Here is an 11,682-nt window from a genome sequence, read left to right as displayed (position 1 = left end):
GCCAGCGTGTGCTGCAGTTCCGCGACGACCGGTCGGATGACCGACCGCTTCTGTTTGAGTGACCGCACGTCGCCCAGCCCAGAGCCCAGCCCCGCGCCCAGCCCCGCCCCGACCTCGTCGCCGGGGTCCTGAAGGCATGTGGATCGGCTGGCTCGAGTTCGACGTCCTGCTGGGCGACGTGCGGTCACTCAAACAGAAGCGGTCGGTCATCCGACCGGTCGTCGCGGAACTGCAGCGCAAGTTCAGCCTGTCGGCCGCCGAGACCGGCTCCCAGGACCTGCACCGCCGGGCAGGCATCGGCGTGGCCCTGGTGTCGGCCGATCGCCGACATGCGGTGGACGTGCTGGATGCGGCCGAACGGCTGGTGGCCGCGCACCCAGAGTTCGAGCTGTTGTCGGTGCGGCGCGGACTGAACAAAAGCGACGATTAGCCGTCGCGCCCCTCACGCTTGCGGCCCAGCGGAGCCGGGGCCACCGCACCCGGTGCGAGCCGGCGGGCGGCAACCAGGAACGCCGTGTGCCCCCGCATGGAATGCTGCGGCCGCACGGCCAGTCCGACCACGTTCCAGCCCCGCTGCAGCGTCTCCCACGACCGCGGCTCAGTCCAGCACTGCTGGGCCCGCACCGCCTCCACCACTTTGGACAGCTGCGTAACGGTCGCGACGTAGATCAGCAGCACGCCACCGGCGACCACCAGCCGCGAGACCGCGTCCAAGACCTCCCACGGGGCCAGCATGTCCAGCACCGCCCGGTCGAACGAGCCGTCGGGCAGGTCGGACTCGGCGAGGTCGCTGATGATGAGTCGCCAGTTGGCCGGCGCCGCGCCGTAGAACGTGTTGACGTTGCGCCGGGCGTGTTCGGCGTGGTCGGCCCGTGCCTCGTAGGACAGCACCGACCCCTCGGGGCCGACCGCCCGCAGCAGCGACAGCGTCAGCGCACCGGAACCGGCGCCGGCTTCCAGGACGCGGGCGCCGGGAAAGATGTCGCCTTCGTGCACGATCTGGGCGGCGTCCTTGGGGTAGATCACCTGCGGCCCGCGCGGCATCGACATCACGTAGTCGACGAGCAGCGGCCGCAGCACCAGGAACAGGGCGCCGTTGCTGGACTTGACGACGCTGCCCTGTTCCAGCCCGATGATCGTGTCGTGGGCGATCCGGCCGCGGTGGGTGTGGAACTCGGCGCCCGGCGTCAGGGTGATCGTGTAGTGCCGCCCCTTGGCGTCAGTCAGCTGAACGCGCTCGCCGACGCTGAACGGACCCGTTGCTGACACGGCGTACAGCGTGCCAGCCGACTCGCTGACGCTGGTGCTTGGGGTTGTCGGTACCCGGTCCTAGGCTGCGATTATGACGGCCGCAGCAAAGCCGGAGGTGTCCACCGCCAGACCGGCGCTCTCACCCTCGCGGGCCGCGGATTTCAAGCAGTGCCCGCTGCTGTACCGGTTCCGGGCGATCGACCGGTTGCCCGAGGCGCCCTCCCCCGCCCAGCTGCGGGGATCGGTGGTGCATGTCGCGCTCGAGCGGCTCTACGAGTTGCCGGCCGTCCAGCGCGGCCCGGACACCGCGCGTTCGCTGATCGACCCCGCCTGGGATCAGGTGCTCGCCCGCGACCCCGAGATGGCCGGTGAGCTGGCCCCGGAGCAGCGGGCCCAACTGCTGGACGAGGCGCGTGCCCTGCTGGCCGGCTACTACCGGCTCGAGGACCCGACCAGGTTCGACCCGCAGTGTTGTGAACAGCGGGTGGAGGTGGAACTGGCCGACGGAACGCTGCTGCGTGGCTACATCGACCGCATCGACGTCGCCGCCACCGGTGAGTTGCGCGTGGTTGACTACAAGACGGGCAAGGCCCCGCCGGCGGCACGCACCCTGGCCGAGTTCAAGGCCATGTTCCAGATGAAGTTCTACGCGGTGGCGCTGCTGCGGTCCCGCGGGGTACTGCCGACCCGGCTGCGGCTGATCTATCTGGCCGACGGGCAGCTGCTGGACTATTCGCCGGATCACGACGAGCTGCTGCGGTTCGAAAAGACTTTGATGGCCATCTGGCGCGCGATCCAGTCCGCCGGCCAGAGCGGCGACTTCCGGCCCAGCCCGTCCCGGCTGTGCGACTGGTGCTCCCATCAGGCGCTGTGTCCAGCGTTCGGCGGGACCCCGCCGCCGTACCCGGGGTGGCCCGAATATTCACCCAGCACCGCGGAGTCACAGCCGACCGAACCGGCGGCATGACCGGCTGTTTCTACCGTCGCCTGCCCGGTGTGGGTGAGTATCAATCGTTCGAAAGCACTGACTACACCCGCAGCAATTGGGGCCGGGAGATCCAGCACGGCTCGCCGCCGCTGGCGCTGCTGACCAAGCTGATCGAGGAGCTGGCCGACGGTTCCGGCCTGCGGGTGGGACGGCTCAGCCTCGATTTGCTGGGCGCGGTCCCAGTCGCTCCGGTGCGGGCGCGGGCGTGGGTGGAGCGTCCGGGTTCGCGGGTTTCCATGATGGTCGCGGAGCTGGCCGCCGACCGTCCGGTGGCCAGGGTGACCGCATGGCTGCTGGCGGTCGCCGATACCGCCGACGCGGCATCCGACCGCTATCCGCCGCTGGTGGAGGGGCCGGCCCAGCCGCGCCCGCCGGCGTTTTTGGATGCGCACGGCTACTTCGATGCCCTGGACTGGCGCCCACAGACCGTCGAAGGAGCACCCGCCGGGGTGTCGTGGATGCGTCCCACCGCGCACATCGTCGACGCGGAACCGACGACGGCGCTGCAACGATTGGCCGCCGTGGTCGATTGCGCCAACGGCGTCGGTGCCACCTTGGACCCTCGGAAGTATCTGTTCATGAACACCGACACGGTGGTGCACCTGCATCGGCTCCCGACGGGCGACGACTTCGCGCTGCGCGCCCGCGCGTCCATCGGACCCGACGGCGTGGGAGTCACCACGGGTGAGATCTTCGACCGGACCGGCTTCGTCGGGACGTCGGCACAGACCCTTTTGGTGCGGCGCCGGGACGGCTAGTCGAGCGGCGACATCTCCTGCAGGACAGTGGGAATCAGCTCGCTGACCGTCGGGTGGATGTGCATCGTGCGCGACAGCGTGGTGTAGGGGGCCTTGGCCGACATCACGTCGAGGATGCAGTGGATCGCTTCGTCACCGCCCACCCCGAAGACCGCCGCACCGAGGATCTCGTCGGTCTCGGCGTCCACCACGACCTTCATAAACCCTTGCGTCTCACCCTTTTCCACCGCCCGGCCGACCCGGGTCATCGGCCGCTTGCCGACCAGCGCCTTGCGGCCCGACTTGCGGACCTGGTCCACGGTCAGGCCGGCCCGCCCCAACGGCGGGTCGATATAGAGCGCATAGGTGGTGATGCGGTCGCTGACCCGGCGAGGGTCGTCATCGAGGAGGTTGGCCGCCACGATCTCGAAGTCGTTGTAAGAGGTGTGGGTGAATGCGCCCTTGCCGTTGCAGTCGCCCATTGCCCAGATGTGCTCGACGTTGGTGCGGAGTTGATCGTCGACGACGATGTAGCCGCGGGCGTCGGTCCGCACACCTGCCGCCTCCAGCCCCAAATCGTCGGTGTTGGGTTGGCGGCCCACCGCCAGCAGCAGGTGACTGCCCGCTATCGGCGCGGCACCGGCGCTGGGGGTCAACTCGAAACCGCTGTCGCGCTTGACAACTCGAACGTCGTCCGCACCGGTGATGACGTCAATGCCCTCGGCCTCCAGGATTTCCCGGATGGTGGTCGAAACGTCCTCGTCCTCGCGGGAAGCCAGGCGCGGGCCGCGTTCCACCACGGTGACCCGGGCGCCGAACCGGCGGTACATCTGTGCGAATTCGAGCGCGATGTAGCTGCCGCCGACGATGACCAGATGCTGGGGCACCGTGTCCAGTTCCAGCACGGACACGTTGGTGAGGTACTCGACCTCGGAGAGTCCGGGAATGTCGGGCACCACCGCCCGACCACCGACATTGAGGAAGATCCGGTCGGCGCGCAGCAGGTCGTCGCCGACCCGGATGGTGTGCGGATCGGTAAAGCGGGCGTGCCCGCGAAAGACGGTGCAGTTGTCCATGCCGTCCAGCCAGGACTGAACGCCGTTGCGGTCCTTGAGCATGATGTCGTCTTTGCGGGCCTTGACCTTGGCCATGTCGACACTGACCGGACCGGTCCCCACGCCGTACTCGGCGCTGCGCCGCGCCAGGTGTGCCGCGTGGGCGCTGGCCACCAGGGTCTTGGTGGGGATGCATCCGTAGTTGACGCAGGTGCCGCCGACGTGTTGGCGTTCGATGACGGCAACCCGCTGTCCGGCGGCGGTGAGCCGGCCCGCCAGGGGCGGTCCGGCCTGACCGGCACCCACGACGATCGCGTCGAAGGTCTGGGCCTCCGAGGACCCTTCGGTCACAGAGCGGCCGCCGCGGCGACGATCGCGAAGCCGCCCAGCACCGCGACCGAATCCTCGAGCAGCGCGATCGGCAGGTCTTTGCCGCCGTTCTTGGCGACCAGCGCGCGGCGGGCCTGGAAGCCGCCGAGGGTGCCCAGTACGGCACCGACGACTCCGGCGCCCAGTGAGCCCCACTTGTAACCCCAAGCGGTGCCGAGCGCCGCACCGGCGAACCCACCCATGATCAGTCGCACCGCAAACACCGGCGGCGCGGTGCGCGGCGGGGTCTTGGGAAGTTTGTCGTTGACCAGTTCGCCGATGGCCAGCACGGTCAGGATGACGACCGTGACCAGATTGCCGACCCAGGACGCCCAAGTCCCGTGCAGGTTCAGCCAACTGAGGAAGACGGCCCAGGCGACCACGGCGGGAGCCGTCAGCGACCGCAGCCCGGCGACGACACCAAGCAATAAAGCCAACAGGAGAACGAGAATGTGTGTCACTGGTATCCCTCCTGGGACAAGCGCCGGCCCGTTAGCGCTGACGAGAACACCGCGCGGGGTCGCGGGTTCCAGCGGACGCTAACACAGCCGCCCCGCCTGCACCTGTTCAGAATCGGCAGAATCTGATGTCGGAAGCCAGGATCGCTTTCGCCCCGATCGCGGCGAGCTCATCCATGATCCCGTTGACGTCGCGGCGTGGCACCAACGCGCGCACCGCAACCCAATCCGGGTCGGCGAGCGGGGCGATGGTCGGGGATTCCAGACCCGGGGTTATCGACGTCGCGCGGTCCAATGTCGAGCGCGGGCAGTCGTAGTCGAGCATCAGGTACTGCTGGCCGAACACCACACCCTGCACACGGGCCACCAATTGCTCGCGGGCAGACGCTGATTGGCCATCGTCGTCGGCCCGTTCGATGAGCACCGCTTCCGAATCGCAGAGTGGCTCACCGAAGGCCACCAGGTTGTGCAGGCTCAGCGTGCGACCCGAACCCACCACGTCGGCGATGGCGTCGGCGACCCCGAGTTGTACGGATATCTCGACGGCTCCGTCCAGCCTGATGACGGTCGCATCAATCCCTTTCGCGGCCAAGTCTTTTCGCACCAAATTCGGGTATGCCGTGGCGATCCGTTTGCCCGCCAGATCCGCGATGGTCCAATCCCGCCCGGCCGGACCGGCGTACCGGAACCGCGAGGAGCCGAAGCCCAGCGCCAACCGTTCCCGCACTGGCGCATCGGAATCCAGCGCCAGGTCACGTCCGGTGATACCGAAGTCGAGTTCTCCCGACCCGACATAGATGGCGATGTCCTTGGGGCGAAGGAAAAAGAACTCGACATTGTTGGTGGGGTCGATGACGGTCAGGTCTTTGGGATCGGTGCGTCGGCGATAGCCGGCCTCGGAAAGGATTTCGGTGGCCGGCTCACTCAGCGCCCCCTTGTTGGGCACCGCAACTCGCAGCATATTCACAGTTTCCGATAGACATCGTGGAGGGACAGCCCGCGGGAGATCATCAGCACCTGCGTCCAATACAACAGCTGGCTGATCTCCTCGGCCAGCGCCTCGTCTGGCTCGTGCTCGGCGGCGAGCCACACCTCACCGGCCTCTTCCAGGATCTTCTTGCCCAGCGCGTGCACCCCGGCGTCTAGCGCGGCCACGGTGGCGCTGCCGGCCGGGCGCGTGCGGGCGCGCTCGCCGAGTTCGGCGAACAGATCCTCGAAGGTCTTCACGGCCAGCGATTGTTTCACGTGCCGGTCAGCGAAGTCACTTTGGTTTCGCTCAGGCCCTCCCGCGAAGGTGCGCGGAATGCCGGCCGCAGCGGCGTGTCGCCGGCAATCAGCGCACCCTCGGCGGCAAAGCGGAAACGGGTGTCGCGGGCGTCCGTCTCGGCAAACGCGAATGGTGGTCCAGACCGACGCACCCAGGTAGGTTCAACGCACGACCGGCCGACAATAGGAGTTCACCGTGCCGATATTCATGATCGAGCGCAACTACGCGGAGGTCCTCGAGCCCACCCTCGACGCTGTCGATGGGATCAATCGCATCAATGCGGAGGAGGGCGTCCGCTGGCTCTACTCGTTCCTGTCGGCGGACAAGCGAAAGACCTATTGCCTTTATGAGGCGCCCTCGCCGGAGGCCATCAAATCCGCGGCCGCGCGGGCTGGTCTGCCCGCCGACGTCGTCGTCGAGGTGAGCAACCGCATCATGTCCGACGGCGCGTTTTCCGGTATCTGAACTACCCGAGCAGTTCGTGCTCGGTGGCATACATCGCGGCCTGCGTACGGTTTGCCGCGCCGGTCTTGATCAGGATGCTGCGCACATGGTTGGCGGCGGTGTTGGTGCTGATGAAAAGCCGCTCCCCGATCGCGCGATTGCTCAGTCCCTCGGCCAGTAGCCGAAGCACTTCGACCTCCCGGTCACTGAGGCCATCAGGACCCTGCGGAACCGATGTCAGCACCGGATCCACCAGACCAAGAACCCGGGTTTGGCCGATCGGCGCCGCGACCTCGCGGGCCCGTTCGGCAAGGCGTCGCCCCTCGTCGGTGCGACCACCGGACGCCGCGAAGAGCGCGTGGCGGGCCAATGTCTCCGCGACATGTACCGCCGCGCCCATCCGCCGATCCATCTCGAGCGCCGCAACGAAGTGACGTTCGGCGGCGTCGGTGTCACCGTTCAATGCCGCGATCCGGGCGAGATATCGGTCGGCACTGCCGAACAGGGCGACAAACTGTCCGGCCGCCAAATTCTTGCCGGCATAGCGGGCGACGTGCGGGCGCAGCGCGTGCACGGCTTCCCGGTTGCCCAGTTCCAAGGCGGCTTCCAGCATGAATACCAGCTCCATCGGCCACTGTGCCTGCTCGGTGTGGTCGCCGAGGTTGCGATTGAGCAGATGATTCAGCGCGCGGGTCATGCCGCGCTCACAGCCCAGCTCGGTGTACAGCGCGAGCAACCCCGGCACCCAACGGCCGGCGAACGTCTCGCTACCGTCCACGAACCCGGCGAACCTCTTCAGGTCCCCCGTTTCGCGGCGAATCATAAACATCTGAACGCCGTAGGAGCCCTCCGTCCCGTCTGCGCCGAACGTGTTTCCGGTTTGCAGTGCGATGTCGGCCCACCGCTCGGCACCGGCGAAGTCGCCACGCAAATAGGTCAGCGCCTGCTTGACGCACGCACTGATGAAGCCGAAGAAGGGTTGCCCGCAGGCTTGCACCGCGCGATGCAGCTCGGCGGACGAGGCGGCCAGGTCGTCGGGTCTGCCTACCACGTAGCTGACCAAAGCGCGGAAATGCGACGCCGAGCCGAGCGCGACGTAGTCACGAAGTGACTGCCTCCCGTACAGCACCTCGGCCGTCCGCTCCAGCTGGATGTCGGACATTTCCGGGCTCAAACCGTGCCACAGGCTGGCGTGCAACGCGTGCAGGATTGCGGCTGGATCGCCTACGTCTTGCGCGTGGTCGAGGGCACGAGTCCCAACTTCTCGGGCACGTGCGGCTTCACCGGCAAACGCCAGTGCGCGCCCGAAACTCGCGAGAGCCCGCACATAAAGCGGGTCCTCGGTGCTCAAGCCGCACACTTCCAGCGCCGAGGCCAGTAAATCGGCGGCTTTGGAGTCGGCCAGCCCGGGACGCCAACTCGCGTCCTCGTAGCCGATGGCGGCCTCTAGGCGAATCACCGGATCGTCCATCGCGGTAGTGCGCTCGTAAATGGCCCGGCCGCGGGCGAAATCGCCGGCGCGCACGTGGTTTGTCGCCGCACCCAGATTCAATCGAGCCCGATCCTCGGGGTTCAGTTCGGGAAGCGACGCCGCCCGCTCGAACCACTTCGCCGCGTCCTCGTAAGCAAGGCTCTGCTCGGCCAATTGAGCCGCTTTCCGCGAATAGTGCAGCGCTTTGGCGTGGTAACCCAGCACGTGCGCGAGCAGGTAGTGGTTGGCCAACCGGGGAATCAGCGAGACATCGGCACGACCCTCCAGCGCTTCGGCTGCCCGAGCGTGCATGATCCGCTGCCGCGACGCCGCCATGCCTTCGAGGACGGCCTCGCGCGTCAGCGCATGCACGAACGCGAACTCGCCGTCAGAGCCAGGAACCGCCCGCACCAGCCCGACGGCTTCGGCCGCATCGACCGCCGCCAGCGTCGCCGTGAGATCGGTCTCGCTGGTGGCGATCACCGCCGGCAGATCAAACGCTTCGCCCAGTACCGCCGCCTGCTCGATCACGTTACGGACGCTGGCCCCCAGCCCGCCGAGCCGGCGGGCGATCACATCCCCGATCGAAGCCGGAACGGTTTGATGCGCATTCAGCTTGGCGAGCCCGCCGCGGATCTCCAGGTGATTGCAGAGTTCGGTCAGGAAGAACGGGTTGCCGCCGGTCTTGTCCCGAAGCAACACCGCCGCCGTGCGCGCCGAGGGCGGACGCAGGTGCTGGGTCTGGCCGACGAACTCGGCGATCGCCTCGGTGTCCAGGCCGCCGAGATCGAGACGCCGAACACCGTCGAACCGGTGCAATTCGGCCATCCGCGTCGCGAGTTCTTCGGAGCGGTCAGGTTCGGTGGTGCGGAACGTAGCCACCACCAGCATGCGCACATCCACGCAGCCGATGAGCACATGTTCAAGCATCGCCAGGGTCGGCACCTGCGCCCAGTGCATGTCCTCAAAGATCAACGCGATCGGGCGATCGGCCGCCAGCCGGCGCAGGAAACCCGTGACCGCGTCGAAAAGGGCACGCCGTAGCTCGTCTACATCGTCGGCGGACCCGGCGTCGGGCAGATGCCGATCCACCGCGGTTGTCAGCCGCCGTAGTTGTGGTCCCGCGTCGGCGAGCGCATCCGCCAGGGCGCCCGACGGGTTCGCGATCAGCAGTCGATCCAGTGCCTCGGCGAACGGCGCATACGGAACGTCCGCGTCCGCCGTCGAGCTCCCGACGAGCACCGCGACCCCGTGGTCGGCCAGACTTCCGGCCACTTCGGCGGCCAGGCGCGTCTTTCCGGCCCCGGGCTCACCGCCGACGAACACCGCCTGCCGCTTGCCGGCCGCTACCCGTTCCCAGGCCTGTTCGAATGCCCCGAGCTCGGCCGCGCGACCTACCAGCGGACCGCCGCGCCGGGCGGTCAGCTCTGCCGGAAGCGGCGGCAGCACCCATTGCATGAGCAAAACGTAGTCGCGGCCCGGCTCACTGGTCGATAGTCAGATCTGACTACCGCCGTCCGCCCGCGGAATGCCTAGTTGTGGTCATGACGAGCCACTATCTCGCCCCATAGCGTCGAGGCATGATGACCAACATGGCGACAGATGAGGTGCGGGGCCGGCTGGGCGGCGACGTGATCCTTCCCGATGACCCGGGATACGACGAAGCCCGAGCGCTGCACAACGCGATGATCGACAAGCGGCCCGCCGTGATCGCACGGTGCCGATCAGCCACCGACGTCGCGAGCGCTCTGGAATTCGCGCGGACGTCGAACCTCGACGTCGCCGTCCGCGGAGGCGGTCACAACGGGCCCGGTTTCGGAACGGTCGAAGGCGGCGTTGTCATCGACATGTCGCCGATGAACCGGATCGAGGTCAACCCCGACCGGCGCACCGTCCGCGTCCAAGGAGGTGCGACGTGGGCTGCGGTTGACGCCGCGACCCACGCGCACGGTCTGGCGACGCCGAGCGGCATCATCTCCAGCACCGGTGTCGGCGGCCTCACCCTGGGGGGTGGCCACGGGTACCTGTCCCGCAAGCACGGCCTGACCATCGACAACCTCCTGGCGGCCGAGGTCGTGCTGGCCGACGGCCGCGAGGTAACCGCCTCCGAGTCCGAGCATCCCGACCTGTTCTGGGCGTTGCGCGGCGGCGGCGGGAACTTTGGTGTGGTCACCTCGTTCACCTTCCGCCTGCACCCAATGCAGAGCGTGATCTGCGGCCCCACGGCGTGGCCGATCTCGGCCACCGCCGACATTCTCGGCTGGTTCCGGGATTTCCTCCCGGCGCAGGACGAGGACCTGTACGGGTTCTTCGCAACCATGACCGTCCCGCCCGCGCCGCCCTTCCCCGAGGCCTTCCACCTACACAAGGCGTGCGCGGTGGTCTGGTGCTACACGGGCGATCCTGCCCGCGCCGAGGAGGCCTTCACGCCGGTGCGCCAGATGCAGCCGGCCTGGGACGGGGTCGGTGCCGCCCCCTACCCCGCGCTGCAGTCCACCTTTGATGCCCTGTATCCCAAAGGGCTGCAATGGTATTGGCGCGGTGACTTCTTCCGGACCGTCCCCGACGAGGCCGTGGCGGCCCATGCCCGATTCAGCGAGGAGCTGCCGACCATGCACTCCACGATGCATCTGTACCCGATCGACGGCGCGGTTCATCGGGTCGGTCAGACCGACACCGCATTCGCTCACCGGGACGTCACGTTTTCCCAGGTCATCGCGGGGGTCGACCCGGACCCCGCCAATGCGGAGACCCTGCGGCGCTGGTCCGGGGACTATTGGAACGCGACTCACCCGTATTCGGCCGGCGCCGCTTACGTGAACTTCATGATGGACGAGGGGCAGGACCGCGTCCGCGCCAGTTACGGACCGAACTACAGCCGGCTCAGCCAGATCAAGGCGGAGTACGACCCGCGCAACGTGTTTCACATCAACCAGAACATTCGCCCGGCGTAATCAGCTAGCCGGTCCGGTCAACCCCGAGGCAATGCACAGCCTTTCGGGGCCATAACACCCATCAATTTCCCAAAGTTCACCAGATCGACGGCGGTCTGGCGATGAAGCCATGACTCATAGAGAGGCCCCCAAATGTCCTTTGTCATCGCGATGCCGGAGTTAATGGCAAGTGCGGCAACAGATTTAGCCGGGATTGGCACTGCGCTCGAGTCGGCCAGCGCCGCCGCAGCGGCCCACACGACGGGCCTGGTCGCCGCCGCACAGGACGAGGTTTCCATCGCGATCGCGACACTGTTCGGCGCGCACGGCCAGCAATACCAGACGCTGAGCGCGCAGGCCGCGGCGTTTCACCAGCAGTTCGTGCAGACCTTGACCGGCAACGGGGCCTCGTACGCGATGGCTGAATCCGCTGCGGCGCAGCCGTTGCAGAGCCTGCTGGACGTGATCAACTCGCCGTTCGTGACGGCGACGGGCCGCCCGTTGATCGGCAACGGTGCTAACGGGGCACCGGGGACGGGTCAAAACGGCGGTGCCGGTGGATGGTTGATCGGCAACGGCGGGGCCGGAGGTTCGGGCACCTCGACCGCGGGCGCGGACGGCGGCGCGGGTGGGGCCGGCCGAATACGGGTGAGTCGCGTTCCAATAGTCCCCGGACCAGCGCCGCAGGGTCTCCGCATTGGCGGGGTCC

The 11,682-nt window shown here is 67.7% G+C and carries 14 protein-coding genes; 6 read left to right on the top strand and 8 right to left on the bottom strand.

Features of this window, described 5'->3' with window-relative positions; translation table 11 throughout:
- On the bottom strand, nt 1-101 hold a 101-nt coding region (locus A5645_RS27545; protein WP_155767846.1), incomplete at its 3' end, for a DUF503 family protein.
- 35 nt (nt 102-136) lie between these two features.
- Between A5645_RS27545 and A5645_RS04540 the strand changes: the two genes are divergently transcribed.
- A complete protein-coding gene (locus A5645_RS04540; protein ID WP_065119011.1) occupies nt 137-430 on the top strand; it encodes a DUF503 domain-containing protein in 294 nt (97 codons plus the stop codon).
- Here the strand turns inward: A5645_RS04540 and trmI are convergent.
- Entirely contained in the window at nt 427-1,269 is an 843-nt protein-coding gene (gene trmI / locus A5645_RS04535; RefSeq protein ID WP_065036763.1) for a tRNA (adenine(58)-N(1))-methyltransferase TrmI, read from the bottom strand. The two genes, A5645_RS04540 and trmI, sit on opposite strands and share 4 nt — an antisense overlap.
- Before the next feature lie 73 nt (nt 1,270-1,342).
- Between trmI and A5645_RS04530 the strand changes: the two genes are divergently transcribed.
- Both A5645_RS04530 and A5645_RS04525 read left to right on the top strand, forming a co-directional pair.
- Complete coding sequence (locus tag A5645_RS04530) at nt 1,343-2,218, top strand: RecB family exonuclease (protein ID WP_065036762.1); 876 nt, start codon at nt 1,343-1,345, stop codon at nt 2,216-2,218.
- Nucleotides 2,215-2,997, top strand: a complete 783-nt coding sequence (locus A5645_RS04525) for a thioesterase family protein (protein ID WP_065128599.1) — start codon at nt 2,215-2,217, stop codon at nt 2,995-2,997. The genes A5645_RS04530 and A5645_RS04525 overlap by 4 nt, the downstream gene beginning before the upstream one ends.
- On the opposite strand, the gene A5645_RS04520 is transcribed toward A5645_RS04525, so the two are convergent.
- The 5 genes from A5645_RS04520 to A5645_RS27540 all read right to left on the bottom strand — a co-directional run bounded on the left by A5645_RS04520 (nt 2,994) and on the right by A5645_RS27540 (nt 6,276).
- On the bottom strand, nt 2,994-4,382 hold the full coding sequence (locus A5645_RS04520) for an FAD-containing oxidoreductase (protein WP_065128598.1): 1,389 nt from the start codon (nt 4,380-4,382) through the stop codon (nt 2,994-2,996). The two genes, A5645_RS04525 and A5645_RS04520, sit on opposite strands and share 4 nt — an antisense overlap.
- A complete protein-coding gene (locus tag A5645_RS04515) occupies nt 4,379-4,861 on the bottom strand; it encodes a glycine zipper 2TM domain-containing protein (RefSeq protein WP_065036760.1) in 483 nt (160 codons plus the stop codon). The genes A5645_RS04520 and A5645_RS04515 overlap by 4 nt, the downstream gene beginning before the upstream one ends.
- A gap of 106 nt (nt 4,862-4,967) precedes the next feature.
- Nucleotides 4,968-5,819 (bottom strand): ATP phosphoribosyltransferase, encoded by an 852-nt coding sequence (gene hisG / locus A5645_RS04510; RefSeq protein ID WP_065036759.1) that lies wholly within the window; start codon nt 5,817-5,819, stop codon nt 4,968-4,970.
- Nucleotides 5,820-5,821: 2 nt separating this feature from the next.
- Nucleotides 5,822-6,103 carry a phosphoribosyl-ATP diphosphatase gene (locus A5645_RS04505; protein WP_065128597.1) on the bottom strand — a complete coding sequence of 94 codons (282 nt, stop codon included), beginning with the start codon at nt 6,101-6,103 and terminating at the stop codon, nt 5,822-5,824.
- On the bottom strand, nt 6,100-6,276 hold the full coding sequence (locus tag A5645_RS27540; protein WP_155767845.1) for a hypothetical protein: 177 nt from the start codon (nt 6,274-6,276) through the stop codon (nt 6,100-6,102). The genes A5645_RS04505 and A5645_RS27540 overlap by 4 nt, the downstream gene beginning before the upstream one ends.
- A gap of 56 nt (nt 6,277-6,332) precedes the next feature.
- On the opposite strand from A5645_RS27540, the gene A5645_RS04500 reads away from it, so the two are divergent.
- Entirely contained in the window at nt 6,333-6,590 is a 258-nt protein-coding gene (locus A5645_RS04500) for a DUF4242 domain-containing protein (RefSeq protein ID WP_253866847.1), read from the top strand.
- Nucleotide 6,591: 1 nt separating this feature from the next.
- Here the strand turns inward: A5645_RS04500 and A5645_RS29030 are convergent, their stop codons facing one another.
- Nucleotides 6,592-9,498 (bottom strand): helix-turn-helix transcriptional regulator, encoded by a 2,907-nt coding sequence (locus A5645_RS29030; RefSeq protein WP_065128596.1) that lies wholly within the window; start codon nt 9,496-9,498, stop codon nt 6,592-6,594.
- A gap of 134 nt (nt 9,499-9,632) precedes the next feature.
- Here A5645_RS29030 and A5645_RS04490 point away from each other — a divergent pair, with 134 nt between their 5' ends.
- Nucleotides 9,633-10,994 (top strand): FAD-binding oxidoreductase, encoded by a 1,362-nt coding sequence (locus A5645_RS04490; protein WP_172830465.1) that lies wholly within the window; start codon nt 9,633-9,635, stop codon nt 10,992-10,994.
- Nucleotides 10,995-11,126: 132 nt separating this feature from the next.
- The coding region (locus A5645_RS04485; protein WP_155767843.1) for a PE family protein at nt 11,127-11,682 on the top strand (556 nt) is incomplete at its 3' end.

The sequence above is a fragment of the Mycobacterium asiaticum genome, from assembly GCF_001673635.1.
Lineage (GTDB): Bacteria > Actinomycetota > Actinomycetes > Mycobacteriales > Mycobacteriaceae > Mycobacterium > Mycobacterium asiaticum_C.
Note: the sequence above shows the minus strand (reverse complement) of the source record. Positions and strands in the feature narration are given on the sequence as shown.

What these genes read in the sequence shown, in the direction of transcription:
- hisG (WP_065036759.1), bottom strand. Translation starts at nt 5,819, where the DNA reads ATGCTGCGAGTTGCGGTGCCCAACAAGGGGGCGCTGAGTGAGCCGGCC.
- A5645_RS04500 (WP_253866847.1), top strand. Translation starts at nt 6,333, where the DNA reads ATGATCGAGCGCAACTACGCGGAGGTCCTCGAGCCCACCCTCGACGCT.
- A5645_RS04525 (WP_065128599.1), top strand. Translation starts at nt 2,215, where the DNA reads ATGACCGGCTGTTTCTACCGTCGCCTGCCCGGTGTGGGTGAGTATCAA.
- A5645_RS29030 (WP_065128596.1), bottom strand. Translation starts at nt 9,498, where the DNA reads ATGCAATGGGTGCTGCCGCCGCTTCCGGCAGAGCTGACCGCCCGGCGC.
- A5645_RS04490 (WP_172830465.1), top strand. Translation starts at nt 9,633, where the DNA reads ATGGCGACAGATGAGGTGCGGGGCCGGCTGGGCGGCGACGTGATCCTT.
- A5645_RS04530 (WP_065036762.1), top strand. Translation starts at nt 1,343, where the DNA reads ATGACGGCCGCAGCAAAGCCGGAGGTGTCCACCGCCAGACCGGCGCTC.
- A5645_RS04540 (WP_065119011.1), top strand. Translation starts at nt 137, where the DNA reads ATGTGGATCGGCTGGCTCGAGTTCGACGTCCTGCTGGGCGACGTGCGG.